Here is a 21,032-nt window from a genome sequence, read left to right as displayed (position 1 = left end):
GCTGTTCTCGTTGGTTGACCGCTGCCAGGGCTTGCCGGCGTGGGCGAAGAAAAACCCTCGGCGAAGAGCGCAGCGACCTGATTATGACCGGCCATCTCCGAGCTCTGATCTCAGGAAAGGGGAGCCGGGCAGATTTTGGAAGCTCGCCGAGGGTCTGGTGCATGCCCGCGATCAGCGCTTCGGCGGTACGACGTCCGGGCGGGTGAACGAGCCTTACGTAGCAGCCGCGATCCCGAGTCCGGTGGCCAGGTGGGTCTTTCCGGTGCCGGGCGGGCCGAGCAGGACGACGTTGCGGGCTTCGGTCAGGAACCCGCCGGATGCCGACGACGCGATCTGCTGCCGGACGGCGGGTTGGGCGTCCCAGTCGAACTCCTCGATGGTCTTCTGGGCTGGGAACCCGGCGGCGCGGATCCGCAGCTGGGCCTCGGATGCGTTGCGGGCTGCGACCTCGCGGTCGAGCACGGCGGCGAGGTACTCCTCGTGGGTCCAGCCGGCATCACGGGCGTGGTCGGCCAACCTTGCTGCGGCTTCGGTGATCCGGGGCGCCTTCAACGCTGATGCCAGGTAGGTCAGCTGCTTGAGCGCCTCGGTCGCCTCGGTCTTCGCCTTGCCTGCCATCAGGCCACCTCCTCACCATCGATGGGGCCGTTGGTCATGCCGCCGTCGAGGAGCCCGAACGCGCGGTCGTAGTCGGCCAGGTCCCGTTCCATGTCGTCGTCCGGAGCCGGTGTCGCGTGGGGACGCTGGAACTGTTCACGCAGCACCTTCGCTGCCGCGACGTGGGCGGGATCGGTGATGGTCATGCCGCGTGCCGAGACCCGGTCGTGGGTTGCGACCAGGCGACCTTCGTGGCGGACCTCGGCACGGGCCAGGTCGGCATGGACGTCGACGAACCGGCCGATGACAGCAGGGTCGACGGAGTAGTCGTTGCTGTCGACGCGGACGTAGTAGTCACGTCCCAGCCGGACCCGGTTGGCCCATCCGACCGCTGGGGCGACCGGCGGCAACGGGAGCATCGCCGCCCGGTCGGCATCGAGCAGGTCGATCGGACGGGCCTTGATCGTGCGCACGACCCGGCCGTTGGCGATGGACAGCCAGTCGCCGAACTGGATGTTGAAGTCAGCCGGGGACTTGAAGTCGCGGCCAGGCATGAAGGAGGTCTCGAAGTAGCCGTTCCTGCGTTCGACCACGCCCTTGGATTCGGGGTCGTTCGGCTTGAGTCGCTGCAGCGTCGTGGCCAGCGTCCCGGTGAACGCGCTGACCCCTTCGGCGTGCCGCTTGCCACGTCCGATGCCAGTCTCGTTGTCCCAGATCAACCGTCGTGGGACCCCTCCGAGCAGCTGTAGCAGCATCCACATCCCCAGCAGCAGATCGGCTGTGGTCCGGGTCGGGATCATCCGCCCGAGGATGAACCGGGAGTGGGCCGCGGTGATCACGAGGACCGGCAGCAGCATCTTGGTGCCGTCCTCGAGCGGGATCTTCTTCGGCGGGAACCACAAGTCGCACTGCGCCGCATCCCCGGGCAGCCAGACCAGCCGGTCTGCGGGGTCGACCGGCCGGTGGTCAGGCCGCAACCGGCGGACGTTGTCACGGAACCAGGTGATCGACCCAGTCCAGCCGACCCGCTCGGCGATCACCGTCGCCGGCATGTCCGGCGTCTTGGCCAGCAGCTGTCGCACCGCCGGCTCGAACGGGGTGAACGATGTCGACACCGCCGGCCGCTCGTACTTCGGCGGCCCGTCCGAGGCCAACGCCCGCTCGACCGTCGACCGTCCGATGCCCAAGTCCCGTGCGACCTGACGCTGCGAAACACCGTCCGCTACCAGCCGCCGGATCAGAGCCCAATCCTCCACAGAGATCACCCATCCAATCTGTCTGGGTGGCCTCGTTTTCGACCGTCGCTATGGCCTCGTTTTCAAGCGTCGTCGACACCCACACACCAGCGTGATCGCGGACAACCCGCCACACCCTGTTCAGGCCGGCTCGCACCGTCCTAGAGCGTCTGGTAGATCGTCTCGTGACACACGTGCCAACGCGGCCGGCCGGAGGCTCGGTGCGCAGCTAGACAGCGAGTTGTTCCGGGCTCCACTCCAACTGTTGCTTGGCCCGGACTGCCTCCTTCGGGCCCGCTAGGTGACGAAACGACCACCCGTTCGATGTGCTCGGCTCGTCGCAGCGGTGGCAGACCACCGCGTTCAGCCCGCCACCGGTGGCCCGTATTCCGACCGATCCCAACGAGGGTGCAGGCCTCGCCTGCCGACGCCTGCCAGGATCAGATGCCAGTACTCGTCCTCGATCCCCAGACGTCGTTTGCGTCCCCGTCTTCCCAACATGCTCTTCCTTGCCAGCGAGTATTGCGACGTGACAACGAATCCGCCTGCCGCGAGGGGGTTAGTTTCAGCCTCCGTTGGCAGCATCCATACGCGTGAAGGGGTAGACGCTGGCAGCGCCTAACGCCCCTTCGTGGCGACTTTAGCCAAGGGTTTCGACGGGAATAGTCTAGACCTGTCCCGAGTTAGCGTTCTACCGTTAGGAAAAGAAGATGGACATTCATGCGCAGGGAAGAGGAAGATTATGCTTACGCAAGCACTGGATCCTAGGGTGCAGATGATTCGAGATTACGCAGATGCATGGAATCGGCACGCAGTTGATGACATGATTCAATTTCACACAGAAGACACAGTCTGGACCCTCCCCGCAGTACAGATGGAGAACGTGGGGAAGGCTGCGGTGTACAAGGCGTTTGAGAGCGTCTTCGAGTATTGGCCAGACGTTCGGTTCACGGAACGCCGAATGCGTTACGGCGGCGACATTGTAGCAATCGAGACGTACCTTTATCAGACTCTTAAGAAGCCACTTGAACTTGGAAATGTGGTAATACAACCTAATGGCAAGACGGTACGAATTGACCTGTGTGACATCTTGACGTTGGAAGACGGAAAGATTAGCAGAAAGGACTCCTACATGAACCTGCCTTACCAGCAGGAAATCCTTGAGGGCGGCCGCCGAGGGGGCCTAAGATCCTGATCGTTGGCGCCGCGACGCTGTTAGCCTCCCTGCACTGGACGGTATGACGTGACCGGCTCGGCCTGAGCCCGTTGCGGGCCGAGGCCTCACTCACAAGATTCGTGGGTTACCGAGCAGCGCAGCCTGCTCGGCCTGTCCGCCAGTTGTGGGAGGCCGCGGTGTTTTACCGAGGGTACGAGCGTTGGGTTCGACCTGCATGCCAGTTCGGTCGCGGCAGCAGCGATCGACGGCGTCACGGGCGAGTTGTTCCAGACAGAGCTGACCCCGTTCTACGACCACATCGAGTCCTGGATCACCGGCCTGCCGGGTCCGGTCGCGGAGGCCTACGAGGCGGGGCCGACGGGCTTCGGTTTGTACCGGGATCTGACCGCGGCCGGGATCCGATGCGAGGTCCTCGCGCGACCGAAGCTGTAGAAAACCCGCCAGTGACCGTCAAGACCGACCTGTTGACCGAACTACTGGGCTCCCGAATCGCGGGGTGCGTGCCCGGTTGACCTGTGCTGGCTAGGTTCCCCGCTCGTGACGAATGACGACGAGCCACGGAGTCTGCGCGAGCTGGTGGTGCCGCTGGTGGGGTCGCTTGAGGCGACCGACGATGTGTTCGCGCCCTTCGGCTGGTGGACGAGGGGGGCGTTGCGGTTCGCCCGGTAGCGGCGTTCTTCGCCGAGTTGACCGCGTGTGGACGGATAGGAAATTCAACCGCATGAGGCCAAGTATGGCACGAGTTTTGGGCCTCGAAACACGTTCGGCCAAGGAAGGTTGAGCGCTCGCTTGCCGCTCAATGGCAAGAGCTTGGGAGGCAGTATGCATTTGGGCCTGGCGCGCGCGCAGCTGCTTCCCCGCAGCGATGGATACCGCCGCTTCACTGGGTCACCAATTGACGCGCTGGTCTACCTCGTCGGGTTGAGCTGCCAGATCCCAATCCGGCTCGCCTTGCGCACCATCATCCACCGGCGCGTCGCAGCCCTCCCACAGCGGTGGCCCGCGTGCCGGGGTGATGTGCGGGGGGGCAGACTCCACCCCGATGTGGTTCAGGATGTGGCGGATTTCGGCGCTGTGGGTGATGAAGGCAATGATGCGCATCTGCCCACCGCACATGGGGCACAGCAGCGGAAATGCCTCGTAGATGCGGGCAATCAGCACCGCCCACAAGTAATGCGCCGCTCGCTTCGGGCGTGCTTCAGGTTCGGGTGTGGGTGTGGCCGCGTTGCCCGGCGCCGCCACCCCAGGTACGCCCGCGCCAGGTTGTGCAGTCTCCACCGTGGCTGGTTGCGACGCAGCAGGCTGAGCCAGCGCCGTTACCGCCGCTCTCAGCGGCGAGTTTGGTGCCAGCACACCAAAGTAGCGGTGCCGGTGGGTGCGTGGCGGTGGCACCAGCGCGGCGATGCGGTCGATCAGTTCCAGCGGTGTGAGGTGCAGCTCATCAACCTTGGCACCGCGCTTGTCGCTGGTGGGTTCGCTGCGCTGCTTGCCGCAGCGGTACACCAGTTTGCTTCCCTCTTTGCGTAGGCGCTCCATGGAAAACGGTGGACGCGCGCAATAGCGCAGCAGCCGCTCCAGCGCAGCGCGGTCGTGGGCTTCGATGCACACCCCCGCATCCACCGAGAAGCCGCTGTGTTTGTAGCCCAGCATGTCTTTGGCGTCACAGTTCTCCAGCAGGCCCCGAGCAACGAAGGCGCGCAGGATGCGTTTTTGCAGTGTGGTCTGCACTGGGGCCACGGTAGCCGCATCGATGCCGGTGGCCGCGTGAAAGATGACACCCGGCGATGAGATTCGAGGGGTCGCATCAGCATCGCCCTCGCCCTCCACTTCCTCAAACACCCCGTCCACCACACAAACGTGGAAGTGGACGTGTTCATTGAGGCTGGAGCCGAATCGGTGAATGAAGGCGATGGCACCGATGTGCAGGCCTGCCTTGTCCATATGGGCCGCACCGGGGCTGTGGGTCTGCAGAGTTTGTGCGATCACCCGCAGAAAGATGCGCAGCACCATGCTCAGCACCGCTCCGTCGCGCTGCATGAAGTAACGAAGCCGCTTGGGAACCGACAGCACCCACTGGCGCACCGGCAGGCGGGGGAATACGTGATCGTTCAGGTGCGCTGCTGTCTCCACCATGCGCCGGGTGGTGCACGAGGGGCAGACTCCCCGGCCTTTGCAGGAGAAAGCGACGAAGTAGTCGTGCCCACAGTCGCCGCAGCGAGCGCGGGCAAAGCCATGGGCAAAGATGCCGCACTCAAGATACTTGGCAAACGCTTTGCGCACGAAGGGCTTGGGGGTGTGGTGGTCGCCCTGGCCGTCGAACTGACCCGCGCTGGCCAACTCTAGCCAGGTCTCGTAGTGCTCGGCTACCGTTTGGTAGAGCAGCGTGCGTTCGGGGTGGCGTGGGTTGTAGAGCTTGGGCTTGGAAGTGGCTGACATGAATACTGTACAAATGCACAGTATTCTGCGGCGATTGTTTGGGTACGCAAAGCACAAGGCCCGAACCGTCGCCAGTTCGGGCCTTGGCAGGGTAGCTTGGCTGCGGACTTACTTGCGCGCAGGCGGCACATCCGTGCAGCTGCCATGCGCCACTTCCGCCGCCATGCCAATGGATTCGCCAAGGGTTGGATGCGGGTGGATGGTCTTGCCGATGTCCACTGCGTCGGCACCCATCTCGATAGCCAGCGCGATCTCTCCGATCATGTCGCCCGCGTGGGTGCCGACCATGCCACCGCCCAAGATCTTGCCGTGGCCCCGGCCAGCATGGCCGTCTCCTGATCCTGCTTCGGGGCTGTCGTCGAACAGCAGCTTGGTGAAGCCTTCGTCGCGCCCGTTGGCAATGGCACGGCCGGAGGCGGCCCAGGGGAACAGGCCTTTCTTGACCTTGACGCCCTGGGCCTTGGCCTGGTCTTCGGTGAGCCCCACCCAGGCCACTTCGGGGTCGGTGTAGGCCACGCTGGGGATGACGCGGGCGTTGAAGGCGGCAGCGGCCAGTTCCTTGTTGCCTTGCAGTTCACCGGCGATGACTTCGGCTGCCACATGCGCCTCGTGCACCGCCTTGTGCGCCAGCATGGGCTGGCCCACGATGTCGCCGATGGCGAAGATGTGCGGCACATTGGTGCGCATCTGGATGTCCACGTTGGGGTCTCCTCGTTTTCAGTGCAATAAGTGACGGTACGAAAAGCTAGCACTGGCGCGGAGGTGGTGTTGGTAGATCGTTGATTTCATTGACTTTCCTGTTCACTTTCAAATCTGCGATTCGTGGCGTCAAACCGTGGTCGGTTTCATCCATTGGTGCCAGTTATCGATGCATTTGGCCGCGAAGGCAGGATTTGGTCAGCATAGCGGTCAACCGGGAAGCGAAACACACCCCGCAAGTTGATGCTCTCCAGCTTGGTGGGCGCAATCTTCCCGATCAGTTCCGGTGGAATGACCTGGCGGCGGTTCGACCAGCGATCCAGGACCGCCTGCATCTGTGAGGTATTCCACGCCATCACGATGTTGGCCATCAGGCTCAACGCATCGGCCACAGCCTGCATTTCATCGACACGTTTGGCCTGCGCCGGGCTGATCCGGCCGGTATAAATGGCGCGCTTGAGGGCGTTAACAGCCTCGCCCCGATTGAGCACCCGGCGCAACTCGTTCCTGAAAGCGTCCTTGACAAAGTAGTCAGCCAAAAACGCCGTACGCAGCAACCGCCCCAATTGCACGCCAGCCTCATAGATTGGATCGCCCTGGGCGGCAGAACCGAACCGCGCAAGAGCTGCCACCGCACTGGCATGTCCGCTCATGACCGAGGCTGCCAGGTGCACCAGACTATCCCAATGCTTTTCGATCAAAGCGACGTCGACATTGGCTTCGCACACCGCAGCGATTTCTGCGGGCACTTTGGTGCCGCGTGGCACAAAGAGGTGGCGCTGTTTGAGTTCCTTCAACCGCGGGCAAAGATCAAAACCAAGCAAACGGGCATGTGACATGGCAAAGTCGGTGTAGCCATGGGTATCCACAGCAAGCTGGCTGGTCTCCAGCTTTTCTTGGCGGATGACACCTTCAATGGCCACGCCCGCGTGGCGCTCATTGAGCACAAAGGGCTGCGCATGGAAGATGCCCCACCGGTCTTTTACATGGGAGTAGATTCCAATGGAAGGTGTGTTGCGCCGAGGATCAAGCCGGGCTTGCCACACCCGTTTGGTGGTCTCCATGCTCATCATGTCAGAAGATGCCAAATCGGACCGCCCCCAGGTGGCGGCAATCGGGTGTCGCTGCATGAATTCCAGCACAGCCTGGCAGGCCTGGCTCAGACGCCGTTCGTCCCGCGCCCAGCGCATGGCCTGGCGAATGCTGGTGGCAGACAATTGCGGAATCATGCGCGCGCATTCGACCGCAGTCAGACTGGTGCCGTGGGCCATGATGCCGGCATAGACCATCAGCAGCTCGTCGGTAGAGCGCGGCTCACGTCCGAGCATGATCCAGCTAAAGCGCACCTGGGCGTCAACGGCCAGAATCACTTCCGGCAATTGAACCTCACCGATGCGGTGATCCAAAGCCGCGCGCAGCTTGGTCACTTCTGGGTCTTCGTCCTCTGCGGGCAATGGCGACAAATGGAGTTCATCATCCACGCGCAGTACGCCACTGCGGGCTGCAGCGGCCACCGCATCGACACCGGCAGTTACTCTGGCCAGCAAAGGCTTCAAGAAAGTGGCAGCCTTGCTGGGTAACGATAGACGGGCATAGTGTTTCTTGGACTCTGCCTGCCAACGCTCGTCCGTGAAGAACAAGCGCGCACGACCCCGAAAGCTCAGGCTGTGCTCAATCCAGACCGAGCCATTGCGCACCGCGCGGCGCAGGGCAAACAGGGTGGCCACCTCCAACGCCTGAAACGCCCGTTCCCGGTCTGGGCTGGAGATCGAAACCTGCCAGATCATTCCCAGACTTGGTGCCACCACTTCAACTGGCAGCTTTCTGGATCCTTTGAGATATAAAGCTTGCAGCTTGGCAAGGTACTCGATGGCAGGATGCTCGCCGGTGGCCTGCCAGGGCAGCTTTGCAATGGCGACGAGCAACGACCGCACGGGGCGAATTCCATCAATCAATCCCTCGCGGACCAGGGAGGCCCTGCTCGGTGGTTTGCGTTTCTGGGTTTCGGTGATCAAGGCTTCAAGACGGGCACGCAACTCAGCATCTGGCACCGCACCTTGCGCGCTCAAGGCAACAAGTTCGCCGAGCAGCGTTTTGTACATTGCGGCCCAATTGACGGTAGCGGGGACATCGGCGGCAGCCTGACGCCACAGATCGGCGATCCGGCGCTGCACCATAAGGATCAACTGGTCTGTGGTGGTGAACAGGCAATACCGAAGAAAGCATGCGACCTCCACGGTGCGCGCTGGCTCTTTGATCTTGGCTCCGGCTGAGGGCGGCCTGGAGACAAGTCGGCGCGCGTAGCGGCGCAAGATGAGATCGGGGATGTCTGCCAGGTGCTTATGAACGTCCAGCGTGTAAAGCAGGTCGATGCGCTCCAGTACCTCGCTGATTTGGCGGGTTGAGTGTTTCGCCGGTGCAGCCCATAGCCAACTCTGCTGGGTTTGTCCATCTGGGCGCAGCTCTGAAACTGAGGCTCGCCAGCGATCAAGTGTTGCTGGATCAACGCTGGCGGCGATGGCGGTGCCTGTTTCAACTTCAAGCTGGGCAAGTGCCGCCGCAATCAGTGTCCGAATTGCCCGCTCGTGCACGATCACCAGCTTGTTCTTGTACAGCCATTGACGCGCCCGCACGAGTAGCTGATCGCGGTCGGCGCAGCGCGCCACTTCGTCGCGCAGTTCACGTACCAGTGAGCGGCGCTGGTGCTCGCTCATCCACTGGAATCCAAGGACCGTGCAGGCTACTTGTTGGTGATCGAATAGCGTGCGCCCGCGTTCATACATGGCTCTCAGCGAGGCGACTTCTGGTGCTGCAATGCCAAGCTCGTTGCCAAGGTGGCGCCACAAGGCTACTGGAATTACCCGAAAGGCACCGAGCAAACGCCCACTCATGCGCAGGAAACCAATATGGAGCGCCAGACCAAGCTTGTGGGAATCACCTCGGCGTGCATTGATTGCGTCGCGCTCGGCACCATCGAAGGTGAAAAATGCCTTCATCTCGAAGTCGCTGATATCGCGGGGGAGCCCACGCATCCCCAAAAACGTTGTGTGCCAACCCTGCATCGTGAACCTCAAAAGTGGGAGGCCACCATACCCGTTTACAAAGCGAACAGGAAAGTCAATGAAATCAACGGTCTACCCAGACCACCCCCGCGCCAGTGCTAGCTTTGCGTACCGTCACTTATTGCACTGAAAACGAGGAGACCCCGAGCGAGGCGAAAAAAAACCGCCTCGGGGTGTCCGAGGCGGCAAGTCTGCATGCGGTTCAGGGAGGAAGAAACCGCGCCGGCGATCAGGGAGGAAAACCGCGCGGCCTGATGTGCAGCTCGGCCACTTTAGCCGGATTTTTCGACTTATCCGATGCGAGCGGCCCGCCGTGGGCGCTGCTCGATCTGCTGTTGCTTTTTCTCGACGTGCTTCTGCTCCTGGTGCTGCTGCTCGTCGCGCTGCACCTGGCTGATGGCCGCGCCGATCTGCCGCTTCACGCCCTCGATGCCCAGCTCGCTCTTGTGCGCCAAGTCGTTGAAGTCGGTGTGCTGCTTCATCGTGGACAGCGCCGCGATCTGCGCGCCGCTCAACATCGACGCCTTGAGCTTGGCCGCCTCGTCGCCGGCCAGCTCGACCTTGCCGGCGGCGGCGTCGGCAAGGCGCTGCTCGGCGCGCAGGTGGGTCTTGAAGCTGTCGGGCGTGATGGCGGGCAAGTCGCGCGGGTAGGTGTTCTCGGCCGGCGCGAAGATCGGGAAGATCGCCTTGCCGCCCACGGCCTGGGCGGCCGCCTCGGCCTTCTCCCGGCCGGGGTTGTTGCCGTGGGTCATGACCAGGTGCCGGTCGTCGTCGCCGGCGATGATGACCGGCTTGTCCGGGAACTTGGCGTGCAGCGCCTTCGCCACGGCCTCAAGGTTGCCGCTGTCGAAGGCGGCGACCGTGGCGTGGCCCACGGCCTCGGCCACCTGGGCCGCCGTGGCGTAGCCCTCCGAGATCACCAGCGCCGGCGCGGCCGCCAGGGCGTCCATGCCGCCGACCGGGTGGAAGCATCCTTCCTTCTTCGAGTCCTTGGCGAACCGCTTAGTGCCGTCCTCCTGGATGTATTGCATCGTCCATTGCTTGCCCTCTGCGTCGAAGGCCGGGATGTAGGTCTTCTGGCCTTCGCGGTCGGTCATCACGCCGGCCTGCGCCTGGATGCCTTTGGCTTGCAGGTAGGGCGTCGGCTGCTCGATGGGCACGAGGTCGGCCATCTGCCGACCGACGCGCTGCGCGGTGGCCTCCTGGGCCTTGTCCTGCTCGACGGCTCGCTGTGCCAGCTTCTCGGCCGCCTCGGCCTGGAGCTTGGCCTTCTCCTGGTCGCTCAAGGCGTAGCCCTTGCTCTTCCAGGTAATGTCCGTGCCGGTCTTGTTGTTGATGATCCGCCCGGCCGGGTGCCCGTCCAGGTGGCCCACGTAGAAGCCATCGAGCGCGCCCTTCTTGCCGCCCTCGACCGGCACGCGGTGCCGCTTGCCATCCATGATCGGGTGATCGCCCTGGGCGTTGCTGCCGGTGAACAGGCCGGCGCTGCGCATGGCCTCGGCGAACTCTTCCCTTGGCGTCATCGCTGGCCCTTGCTGGGCCTGCACGTTCTCGGGCTTCCAGCGTTCGAGCTTCGCCGCGTCGGCGCGCGGGCCGACATACCAGGACTTCGCGGCCTTGTCCCAAAGCGCGCCGGCGGCCTTGGCCGCGTTGCGCTGCTCGTAGGGCACGGCCAGGTACTGGCGGGCCTGCTGGGCCTGCTGCGCGGGCTTCTGCGCCTCGCCCTGGGCTTCGGGTGCCGGCTGGGCCGAACGCGGCTCTACGGCCGCTGTAGCGGCTCCCTGCGCCCATTTGGCGAAGGGAGCGGCATCGGTGCCCGGCGGCACGTACCAGGACTGTTGCTGCCGATCCCAACGCGCCCCGAGGCTCTTGGCCTCGTCCTTCTCCTTGTACGGCACGTTGATGTACTGCCGTTCGGGCTTCTCGGCCTGCGGCTGCGCCTGCTGCCGCTCGCGTTCCTGGCGCTCCAGCTCGGCCGCGCGGCGCTGCGCGTCGCTGTCGTTGAGCATGGCCGACGCCTCGGCGGTCTTGCGTGCCTCTTTAGCGGCTGAAATGTCCTCTTCGGTCGCGTTGGGGTCGCGCCGTACACGCTCTTCCTGCACGCGGGCCAGCTTGGCGGCGCGCTCGTGCTGGTTGTCGGTGCCCAGCGCATCGACCAGGTGCAGGCGCTCGGCCAGAGCCTCGGCCTGGCCCTCGGTGCGGGTGCCGGCGACGAAGGCAAAGGCGTCCTCGCCGAACTGCGCATCGGCCTTGCGCGCGTAGACCTGGAACGCCTGCGGCTCGATGCCGGCCTGGGCGGCATCGACGGTCTGGCCGTCCTGCTCGGCCACGCCGACGATGCGCAGCTCTCCGCTCCAGTCGGGCGGCAGCTCAACGCCAAGGTGTTGACGGGTCGCGTCGGCGAACGCCTGGCCGTCGATCTCGCCGGCGGCGAGCTGCCGGCGCGCGGCGGCGGCCTGCTCGATGCCCTGCACCGCGTCGGCAGGATGGGCGGCCAGCAGGGCGGCCGCCTGGTCGTTGGTCGGTGGGGTCATGTTCGCCTCCTGGTCTGCGACGGCCGCTTGCTGCTGGGTCAGCGCCGGCAGGGCCATCAACTGGTCGGGCGCGTAGTTGTTCAGCTCGTCCAGGCTGCGAACCTGGTGGGGTTCACCGTCCTGGTCGTGGAACGCAAAGATGCGCTGGCCGTCGCTCCACCTGGCTTCGGCGTCGATGCTCGACACGATCTGTTCGCCGTGCTGCTGGAGCTGCTGCGCGAGGTGGAGCTGTTCGGCCATGTTGGCGAACTCTTGCGCCAAGCCCTTGCGCTCCAGGTAGGCGTTGTCGGTGTCGGTGTGGCTCGGGTCGATGCCGAACACCGGCGACAGCCGGTCATGCGCGACCGCGTAGAACTGCTCGGGATCGGTGCCGGTGATGCTGCCCACGGTTTCGAGGCCACGGCTGCGCAAGGCGTCTTCCAGGGTGTCGCCCTGGAATGCCTGGTAGTGGCTGAAAGACACGTCCGGGTTGTCCAGGACTTCGGCAATGTCCACGGCCAGGGCCTGGGCCACGGCTTCGTCCTGGGCCTGGCTCTGCTGCTGGTCTTGCTCCTGAACCTGCTTCTGCTCGAAGGCCAGCACGTAGTCGTGAATCTTCTCGGCATCGGCGGCCGCGCGGAACACCTCCAGCGGCTCGTCTTGCAGCGCCTTGATCCACGAACCCACATAGGCGGCGTGCTGGCCCGGATCGTGGCCGATGCCCAGCTCGTCGCCGACGATCATGGAAGCGATCTCGGCGCGCAGCTCTTCCTTGGCGTACCCCTCGCTCCCGAACGGGTGCGCCAGGTCGCGGTCAAGGCGCGAAGCGTGGCCCGTCCAGTGGCCCAGCTCGTGCAGCGCGGTCGCGTAGTAGCGGTCGGAGCTGGGGAACTGGCCGCGCTCCGGCAGGGTGATGCTGTCGGTCGAAGGGCGGTAGAACGCCCGATCACCGGCGGCGTGGGTGATCGTCGCGCCCGAGGCTTTCAGGATGTGCTCGGCGCGCTCGACGGCGTTCCAAGTCTGTTCCTTCTTCGGCTGGAGCGGCGGCAGGCCGTCGATCTGCTCGCCGTTGAACACGGTCGCAAAGAACACGCGCGGCCGCTCCAGCATGACGGTTTCCTTGACCGGCTGGCCCTTCGCATCGAGGACGGGCCGGCCGCTGTCGTCCAGCTTGTCTTGCTCTTCGCTGAACTTCCAGTATTGAACCGGCGTGCCTTTCTCGCCCTTGCGAACCTGCGCGCCCACGGCGGCGGCCTGCTTGTAGGTCATCCAGCGCGCATCGCTGCGGCCCTGGGCCATCAGGTGGATGGCGTTGATCCCTTTGTACCGCTTGCCGGTGGTCGGGTTCATCGGCAGGTAGGCGTTGGGTTCGCCCGGCTCCCACGGCTTTTGCCACGGTGCGGTGCCGGCCTTGAGCTGCTCGATCAGCTTTTCGGCCACGACTTCGTGAAACGGCTTCTTCGGCTCCATGTTCTCGTCCCTTCGGAATAGCTCGTTGAACTGAGGGAAGTTCTGCTGTGTCCGGGAACGGTCGCGCAGGCCCTGGGCGACCATGCACACGATGTTGTGCAGGTCGTCGGCCTGCATGGGCCGCACGCGGGCGATGCAGGTTTCCGTGAATGACTGTTGGCCGCGCTGCTGCACCTGGTCGGCGACCTGGTGCTGGCTCGGCTCGATGCCCTCGCAGTGCAGGGCAAACACTTCCTCGGCGCGCACGTCCAGGGACTGGCCGGCATAGCGCCGGTTCACGTCATCCCATAGCGGCTTGAGGGTGGGTTCGTTGCGGGCGGCCGCCAGGCCGTCCAGCAAGGCGCGCTTCTCGCCCGGCGCGAAGGTGTTGGCCCCGTAGTGGCCTAGCACCTCGTGCCGCAGCGTCATCAGTAGGTCGCTGGCGCTCTCGACGTTCTGCAAGGGCACGTCCACGCGGCCACGGTAGGCGCGGCCGGCGTGCAGCGTCTCCTTGGGCACGTAGCCGCCCTTCATGTCGGCCGGCACCTCGGCCGCTCGCGGCCCGTACAGCTCGGCCGCGTCCTCGCGGAACTTGTAGGCCAGCTCCAGCGCGCCGGGGTAGTCGCGGACGAAAGCCCGCGTCACCCCTTGCGCCTCGGCTTTCGTGATCGGCATGGGTCAGCCCTCCGAAGCCTTGCGCGCGGCGGCCTGGGCAACCGTCTCGCCGGGCCGCAGGTCGTACAGCTCGCGGGCGTTCGTGGTGGTGATGAACGGCGGGATGTCGGCGCTCGGGCCTTCGTCGTCCAGGAATGCCGGCTCCAGCGCGCCATCGACTTCCACCAGGTCGTCGCCGCTCGCGGCGGCGTCCTGCTCGGACAGCGCGTCCTCCACGAACGCGCCCACGCGCTCGGCTTCGTCGGGGTCGAACTCGACCTGGAAGCCGGGCGTCAGCGCGTCGGCCATCTTCTCGCGCACGGCCTCGCGGCCGGCGGCGTCGTCGTCAACCGGCGGCAGGACGGCCAGCGGCTCGTCGTGGGCGGCGGTGTTGGTGGTGGTTTGCTCGTTCATGGTCGATCTCCTTCGCTGTGGTCATTCGGATGCCGGGCCGTTGCGGCCCTTGCTGTAGTCGGGCCGACCCTTGAGGTCGGGGTAGGTCTGCTTGCATGTGGGGAAGTTGCTGCAACCCCACCAGAATTGCCCCTTCTTCTTGCTCGGCCGGCGCGACAAGCCGCTGCCGCAGGCCATGCACTTGTGAAGGGATGACACCGGCGCGGCTTCCTTGCCGCCGGCGATGGTCACGGCTCCGCTGTTGGCCTTCGCCACCTGGTCGCGGATGAACGTCTCTTGCTTCGTGATGAAGGCGTCCAGGGCGGCCGTGCCCTGCTCGACGCCTTTCAGCATCCGCTCGTAGAGCGCGGTCAGCACCGGGCTTTTCACAACCTCGGGCAGCGCGTCGATGACGCTGCGGCCGAGGGTCGTGCTGATGATCTGCTTGCCTTTGACGGCCAGGAACTCGCGCCGCTTCAACTCGGAAATGATCGACGCGCGGGTGGCCGACGTGCCGATGCCGTCGCCCTCGCGCAGCATCTTCTTGTGCTCGGCATCGCTGACGAACTTGTGGATGTTCTCCATCGCGCGGATCAGCGTGCCCTCGGTAAAGCGCGCTGGCGGCTTCGTCTTGGCGTCCTTGCGGGTGGCGTCCGTGCAGGTCACGGCGTCGCCCTGGGCCATCGACGGCAGGGCCTGCGTGCCGCTGTCGTCGTCCTCGTCCTTCTCGCCTTCCTCGTCGGCCTGGCTGTACACGTCACGCCAGCCGTTGCGCGTGACTACCTTGCCGCTCGCGGCGAAGTTCTCGCCCGCGATCTCGACGCCCACGGTGGTCTGCATGTACTCGTGCAGCGGGTAGAACTGCGCCAGGTAGGCGCGCACGATCAGGTCGTAGATGTTGCGCTCGCGCTCGCTGAGGGCGGCCTTGCTGCCCTTCTGCATGGTCGGCACGATGCCGTGGTGCGCGGTGATCTTCGAGTCGTCCCACGTCTTGGACTTGATACGCGGATCGGCACCATCGACCAGGCCGGCCAGTTCGGGGTTGACGTGCTTGATCGCCTCCAGCACGCGCGGCGCGTCGGCGTGCTGCGACTCCGGCAGGTAGGCGCAGTCGGTGCGCGGGTACGAGGTCAGCTTGTGCGTCTCGTAGAGCGCCTGGCAGGTGTTCAGCACGTCCTCGGCGCTGTAGCCGAACTTGGCCGAGGCCAGTGCCGTAATGTCGGACAGGGCGAAGGCCAGCGGCTGGTTCTGCTTCTTGGCCTCCTGTTTGTACGCGGCGATGGTGCCCGGCTGGCCCTTGACGGCGGCCACCAGGGCGTCGGCGACGGCGGTATCGACAAGGCGGCCTTCGCTGTCCAGGCCGGCTTGATCCTCCTTCGCCTTCCATGCGGCGGCGAAGCTGCCGCCGGCGTGCTGCACCACCGCCCGGATGGTGTGGTACGGCACGGCCTTGAATGCCTCGATCTCGCGGTCGCGGGCGACCACGAGGGCCAGCGTCGGCGTCTGCACGCGGCCCACGGTCAGCAGGGCGCGCGAGCCGCCGCGCTGCGCGCGCAGCGTGTACGCGCGGCTGAGGTTCATGCCGATCAGCCAGTCGGCGCGCTGCCGCCCGCGTGCAGCGTCGGCCCAGCCTGCATAGGTGGTGTTCTCCTTCAACGCGGCCAGGCCGCGCTTGACGGAAACGGAGTCCTGCGCGCTCACCCAAAAGCGGCGCACCGGCTTGCTGTTGCGGAAGTGCTCCAGCACTTCGTCAACCAGCAACTGGCCTTCGCGGTCGGGGTCGCCGGCGTTGACGATCTCCTTGGCCTCCTTGAGCAGCTTGCCGATCACGGCGAGCTGCTTCTTCGCGTCGTCCTTGGGCTTGAGAATCCAGCTCTCGGGGATGATGGGCAGCTCATCGACGCGCCAGACCTTCTTGCCGGACTGGCCGCGCGGCACGTCATCGGGCGTGTACTCGTCGGGGTCGGCCTGTTCGAGCATGTGCCCGAAGCACCAGGTCACTTTGTCGGTGCCGCACTCGATGAAGCCGTCGCCCTTGCCGGTCGCGCCCAGCTCGCCGGCGATGGCCTTGGCGACGGACGGCTTTTCTGCGATGAAAAGGCGCATGGTGTGTCTCCCTACCAGGTGATGACCGGACGGATCACGGTCTTGATTTGCGAACGATTGATCGGGCCGAAGTAGCGGCCGTCGAAGGATGTGGCGCTCACGTCCGACATAAGCAGCACCTCGGAATTGCCGAGCGTGTAGCTGTTGGACTGATAGCGCGGCAGCGGCCGACCGGCCTTGTCGGCCTTGATCGGCGCGCTGAGGGGCAGCAGCTCGCCGTTGACGCGCACGCCGTCATCGGCGACGGCGACGGCATCGTCTTTAGCGGCTAAAACGCGCTTCATCATGTAGCCGTAGCCGCCCTGGCAGAAGCCGGCCCCGATGTAGCCCCTCTCCTTGGCGTCATCGAACACGCCGAGCTGCGGCGGGCAGAAGAGGACGTAGGCCCCCTTCTCCACCGGCGCGCTGCTCGTCCAGTACAGGCCGACCGGAATGCTCTTGGTGGTGTTCACGCGGGCACCGGCGGCATAGCCGCCGGCGGCCAGCAGCAGGGCGGCCACGCCCGCGATGACGACGCCTGCCGCGATGCGTTTCAGGATGCGGCTCATATCGTGATGCCCTCCCCTTCCGTCTCGGCCTGTGCGACGGCGCGCAGGCGGTCGCTGACCTTGGGCGCAGGGATCGCGGCGCGTGCCGAGAACACTGGGTCTTTGAAGTACAGGGGTTGCTTGCCGTAGATCGCCGGGTAGCCCGCGACGTAGATCACCATGTCGCCGGCTTCTTCGATCTCGCCCTGGGCGTTCTTCTTTGGCCCCGGCATGCGCAGGCATTCGTCGGGCGTCAGCAAGGGCCGCTGCACTTCCTGGTAAGTGCGCGACACCTGGCCCAGCATCGCCGCCGTGCGGCGGCCGCTGGTCGTGATCTGCTCCTTCACCACGGTGGTCTGCCCGGTGAGGCGGGACAGGTGTTCGGCCGTCTCGACGCGGTTGGGCGGGTAGGCGTTCTGCACGTGGCAGTTCGACGTGATGCTTTCGTCGTGGCCGTAGCCCGTCTCGCGGCTCTTGAGCTGGTTAATGTCCTGGCAGATGAGGTAGCACTTGATGCCGTAGCCGGCCACGAAGGCCAGCGACTCTTGCATGATCTCCAGCTTCCCGAGGCTCGGGAACTCGTCCAGCATCATCAAGAGCCGGTGCTTGTAGTGCGCCACCGGCCGGCCGCCCTCGAAGTCCATCTTGTCGGCCAGCAGGCGCACGATCATGTTCACCATGACGCGCACCAGCGGCCGCAGGCGGGCCTTATCGTTGGGCTGGGTGACGATGTAGAGGCTTACCGGGTCGTCCTCGTGCATCAACTGCTTGATGCGGAAGTCCGACCGGCTGACGTTGCGGGCCACCACGGGGTCGCGGTACAGGGCCAGGTACGACTTGGCCGTGGACAGCACCGATCCGGCTTCTTCCTCGGGCCGATCCATCATGTCGCGGGCCGCCGAGCCGATGGCGTGATGGTTCTGGCCGTCTACGTGCCCGTAGGTCGCCATTTCCATCCAAAGCTCGCCAATGTCCCGGTTCGGGTCGGCCAGCATCGCATCGACGGACGGCAGCGTGGCGGTGCCGCCATCGTCCTTGGCCTTGTACAGCGCGTGCAGGATCACGCCGACCAGGAGCGCGAAGGCGGTCTTCTGCCAGTGCGAGTCCAGGCCCTTGCCGTCCGGGTCAACGATCAGCGTGGCAAGGTTCTGCACGTCACCCACCTCGTATTCGGTGCCGAGGCGGATTTCGTCCAGCGGATTCCAGCAGACGCCGCCCGAGGTGCTGGCCGGCTCGAAGCGCAGCACCTTGTTCTTGGCGTGCTTCTGCCGCCAGCCGGCGGTCAAGGCCCACAACTCGCCCTTCAAGTCGGTGATGACGCTGCTCGCGCCCCACGACAGCAGCGTGGGCACCACCAGGCCGACGCCCTTGCCCGAGCGCGTGGGCGCGTAGGTCAGCACGTGCTCGGGGCCGCTGTGCCGCAGGTAGAAGAAATTGCCGTCCTTGTCCTGCCAGCCGCCCACGTACACGCCGGTAGCCGTGGGTGCGGCCTTGCCGGTGACGATCTCCAGGACGTTGCGCTCGCGTGGCAGCAGGCCGGCCGCCTGAATGTCCTTCTTCTCGGCCCAGCGGGCCGAGCCGTGCAGGTACTCGTTCGCCTTCGAGCTGTTGGACGTGACGACCTTCGCCACGGCCACGCCCAGCAGGCCCACGGTCGAAACCAGCATCCCCATGCTGCCGGCCTTCATGATCTCGTCCGGGTACTGGCTGTACCACTTGTACGTCCAGTGCAGGATCGACCAGGGCGCGTACACGTGGCCCACGTTGGGGCCGAGGGTCGCGTGATAGGCGAACGTGTGGGCGAAGAACTGCGTCGCGGCCTGGAGGCCGCCGACCATCGAGGCCGCGCCCAGCACCGGCAGCAGCTTGCTCGGCTTCGGTTTGGCGGTTCGGACTTGCGGCCCTACCGCGTTGTTCATCTTGATCTTCATCTACTCCTTCCTTTCGACGTTTTGATGGAGCCTTTCGCGGTGATCGAGACGGCATCGCCGACCGCGATGCGCGTCAAGCGCCGGGCCGTGGCCTGGTCGATGGGCATAACCATGACCTCATCACCTCGTTTCAAGAGGGCCAGCGCCTGGCCCTCGATAGTCCTGGTGCCCTGGAACGTGAGCGCACCATCACCGGCAGTATATCGGGAATGCTTCGGTATATCGAAACCTTTTAGGCGCTTTGCCTCGCGTTCGGCGATGTACTTGTCGGCGGCGGCGACGCCCGGCGGCGTCTGGCCTACTCCTGTTCCTGGCCGAGAAATTCCCCGTCGCAGTGCGTGATCTGGTTGGGTTCCTTGCTGCTCCACGTGACGAGGAACATCACGCGGCAATAGCACTTCACTTCCGCCGGCGATGCGAACCACACCGAGTTCGGACAGTGCTCGCAAACGGTGCTGGCTTTGGGGCGGCGGTTTTCTTCCAAGGCGTCCAACGTCGGGCTTCCGGTGGACGGTGGCGGCGTGAAGGCCGGCGTCGGCGCGGTCGCCTCGGCCGGCGGCTGGCCGGCCGTCGCCTGCTCGGGCGACGGCTGCGGCTCCGGTAGCGTGCTGGTCGGCAGCGGGCCGCTGTCCAGGGCCGCCAGCGCCGCGTCCAGTTCGTCCTCGATGCTCTGGTCTTTCGGTTCGCTCATGGGTGTTCTCCTTGTTCAAAAGCGCCTGCCGCCGGCTCTCAAGAGCCGGATCGGTGAAGGTGATGGGTAGCTGGGAATCGACGGCGGCGCGGATCATCTGCGCCTTGAACTCCACCGTGCCGTTGACGGTGATGCGGTTGCCGTAGCGTTGCATCGCCAGGCGCAGGGCTTCTTGCAGCCCTTCGCGCGTGGCCTCGCGGGAGACTTGCAGGCGGTCACCGTCATCGCGCACGGCGCTCATGCCGGCGCGGAAGATGATCGTCCCCTTCTTCGTGATGTTGTCCACCGCCGGCGCGTGGCCGGGCTTCGCCTGGCCCTCGCCCCGGATGGTGTTGCCCTTGAGGCCCTGGGCCGCCTCGCGGGCGCGCAGGGCGGCCAGGGCGTCGGCGCCGCCGTGCTGCGCCTCCTTCTTGAGCCAGTCGGCCCACGTGCGCCGGCGGTGCTCGGCGTAGAGGGCCGTGCGCTCCTGCTGGAACTGCTTGTTGATCGCCTGGATTTCGCTGCGCAGGGCCTTGCTCGCCTGGGCGTACAGCAGCTTCTTGTTCGCGCGGCCCTCGCCGACCACCTTAATCGTGGCGCGGCGCAGGCGGTTCGACCTCTTGGCCGCCTCGATCAGCCGATCCTTGCGATGCCGGGCGCGCTCCAGGGCCTGGGCGCGCGCCGTGGTCAAGTTCTGCTGCTCGGCCTTGTACTTCGCGTACAGCTCCACGGTGTTGACGCGAAGGCGGATGGGGTCTTTGCGGTACTGCCGCTTCGCGGTGGTTTGCGCCTGCCGTTCGGGCGAAGCCTCGAACGGGCCAAGCCGCGCCTCCAGGCTCGGCTTGGAAAGGTCGCGGGCTACTGTGCTCGCCTTCACCATCGTTCCGTCGCCGGCCTCGAACACGAGGCCATTGGCGCGGACGCGCAGCTCCATTCCGTTGTCGCGCATGACCTGGTGCAGTTCCTGCCAGGACTGCGCGCCCTTGATCTCGTCCAGGCACTCGCGCTTGACCCAGCCGACCAGGCTTTCAACGCCGGCATGCCGCTCCATGTCGGCGGCCCGGCCCTCCGCGCCGCGCTTGCGCGGCTCGTGGTTGTCGCGCTCCAGGCCGTAGTCGCGCTCCAGGGCCGTGCAGAGTTCCGCCAGCGCCCGGTGCGGGTAGTACGGCTCGTGCATCGTGTGCCGCGTCGGGTGAATCTTGTTGATGGCGATGTGGATGTGCAGGTTGTCGGTGTCGTTGTGGACGGCACTGATTCGCTGATGCTCGCCATAACCCAGCCCGACGCAGATGCGTTCCTCAATCGCGCGCAAGGTGTCGGCGCTGGGCTGCTCGCCGGCCCGGAAGCTGACGATCAGGTGGTAGGTCTTGTCGCCCTTCGCGCGGGTGTTCGTGTGCTGGGTCGCCAGCACCTCCGTGATGGCGTCCTGGATGGAACCGGCTTCGCAGTTCGTCGCCTGCACGTGGCCCAGCCGGTGGTCTTTGCTTTGGGCGTCGGTGATGTAGTTCGCCAGGCCCGCGAAGTCGCTCTTGCCAAGCGAGCGCATCGGCACGTGCTTGGCGATCATGGCCGCCCCTCCGGCT

Annotated in this window: 10 protein-coding genes and 3 pseudogenes; 2 read left to right on the top strand and 11 right to left on the bottom strand. The window is 65.4% G+C overall.

What is annotated here, in order from left to right:
* Positions 1–219: 219 nt before the first annotated feature.
* Together J5X93_RS27990 and istA are read right to left on the bottom strand one after the other, a co-directional pair.
* Positions 220–618: pseudogene (locus J5X93_RS27990) on the bottom strand (ATP-binding protein); the annotation flags it as partial.
* Entirely contained in the window at positions 618–1,862 is a 1,245-nt protein-coding gene (gene istA / locus J5X93_RS27985; protein ID WP_408899684.1) for an IS21 family transposase, read from the bottom strand. The pseudogene J5X93_RS27990 and the gene istA, both read right to left, overlap by 1 nt.
* A 712-nt stretch (positions 1,863–2,574) precedes the next feature.
* Here istA and J5X93_RS27980 point away from each other — a divergent pair.
* Positions 2,575–3,027 carry a nuclear transport factor 2 family protein gene (locus J5X93_RS27980; protein ID WP_250036164.1) on the top strand — a complete coding sequence of 151 codons (453 nt, stop codon included), beginning with the start codon at positions 2,575–2,577 and terminating at the stop codon, positions 3,025–3,027.
* A 132-nt stretch (positions 3,028–3,159) separates the two neighbouring features.
* Positions 3,160–3,460: pseudogene (locus J5X93_RS28700) on the top strand (hypothetical protein); the annotation flags it as partial.
* A gap of 437 nt (positions 3,461–3,897) precedes the next feature.
* Here J5X93_RS28700 and J5X93_RS27970 read toward each other — a convergent pair.
* The 9 genes and pseudogenes from J5X93_RS27970 to traI all read right to left on the bottom strand — a co-directional run bounded on the left by J5X93_RS27970 (position 3,898) and on the right by traI (position 21,016).
* The gene (locus J5X93_RS27970; RefSeq protein ID WP_076205821.1) at positions 3,898–5,445 is read right to left on the bottom strand and encodes an IS91-like element ISCR8/ISPps1 family transposase; all 1,548 of its coding nucleotides are present in this window, start codon (positions 5,443–5,445) and stop codon (positions 3,898–3,900) included.
* Positions 5,446–5,553: 108 nt separating this feature from the next.
* Positions 5,554–6,159, bottom strand: a pseudogene (locus J5X93_RS27965) (oxidoreductase dimerization domain-containing protein); the annotation flags it as partial.
* Between the two features lie 131 nt (positions 6,160–6,290).
* Complete coding sequence (locus J5X93_RS27960) at positions 6,291–9,206, bottom strand: Tn3-like element IS1071 family transposase (protein WP_250036157.1); 2,916 nt, start codon at positions 9,204–9,206, stop codon at positions 6,291–6,293.
* Between the two features lie 290 nt (positions 9,207–9,496).
* The gene (locus J5X93_RS27955; protein WP_011117147.1) at positions 9,497–13,843 is read right to left on the bottom strand and encodes a zincin-like metallopeptidase domain-containing protein; all 4,347 of its coding nucleotides are present in this window, start codon (positions 13,841–13,843) and stop codon (positions 9,497–9,499) included.
* A gap of 3 nt (positions 13,844–13,846) precedes the next feature.
* A complete protein-coding gene (locus tag J5X93_RS27950) occupies positions 13,847–14,236 on the bottom strand; it encodes a protein TraD (protein WP_006122510.1) in 390 nt (129 codons plus the stop codon).
* A gap of 21 nt (positions 14,237–14,257) precedes the next feature.
* Positions 14,258–16,321 (bottom strand): DNA topoisomerase III, encoded by a 2,064-nt coding sequence (locus J5X93_RS27945; protein ID WP_011114056.1) that lies wholly within the window; start codon positions 16,319–16,321, stop codon positions 14,258–14,260.
* Between the two features lie 11 nt (positions 16,322–16,332).
* A complete protein-coding gene (gene traF, locus J5X93_RS27940) occupies positions 16,333–16,869 on the bottom strand; it encodes a conjugative transfer signal peptidase TraF (RefSeq protein ID WP_006122512.1) in 537 nt (178 codons plus the stop codon).
* Positions 16,866–18,779, bottom strand: a complete 1,914-nt coding sequence (locus tag J5X93_RS27935) for a type IV secretory system conjugative DNA transfer family protein (protein WP_000694765.1) — start codon at positions 18,777–18,779, stop codon at positions 16,866–16,868. Before J5X93_RS27935 ends, traF begins: the two co-directional genes overlap by 4 nt.
* Positions 18,776–21,016, bottom strand: a complete 2,241-nt coding sequence (gene traI / locus J5X93_RS27930; RefSeq protein WP_011117146.1) for a TraI/MobA(P) family conjugative relaxase — start codon at positions 21,014–21,016, stop codon at positions 18,776–18,778. The genes J5X93_RS27935 and traI overlap by 4 nt, the downstream gene beginning before the upstream one ends.
* Positions 21,017–21,032 lie beyond the last annotated feature (16 nt).

The organism is Pseudomonas sp. BYT-1 (genome assembly GCF_023611805.1).
GTDB classification, from domain to species: Bacteria; Pseudomonadota; Gammaproteobacteria; order Pseudomonadales; family Pseudomonadaceae; genus Aquipseudomonas; species Aquipseudomonas guariconensis.
The sequence above is the reverse complement of the archived record's forward strand: the minus strand, read 5'-3'. Positions and strand labels throughout refer to the sequence as shown.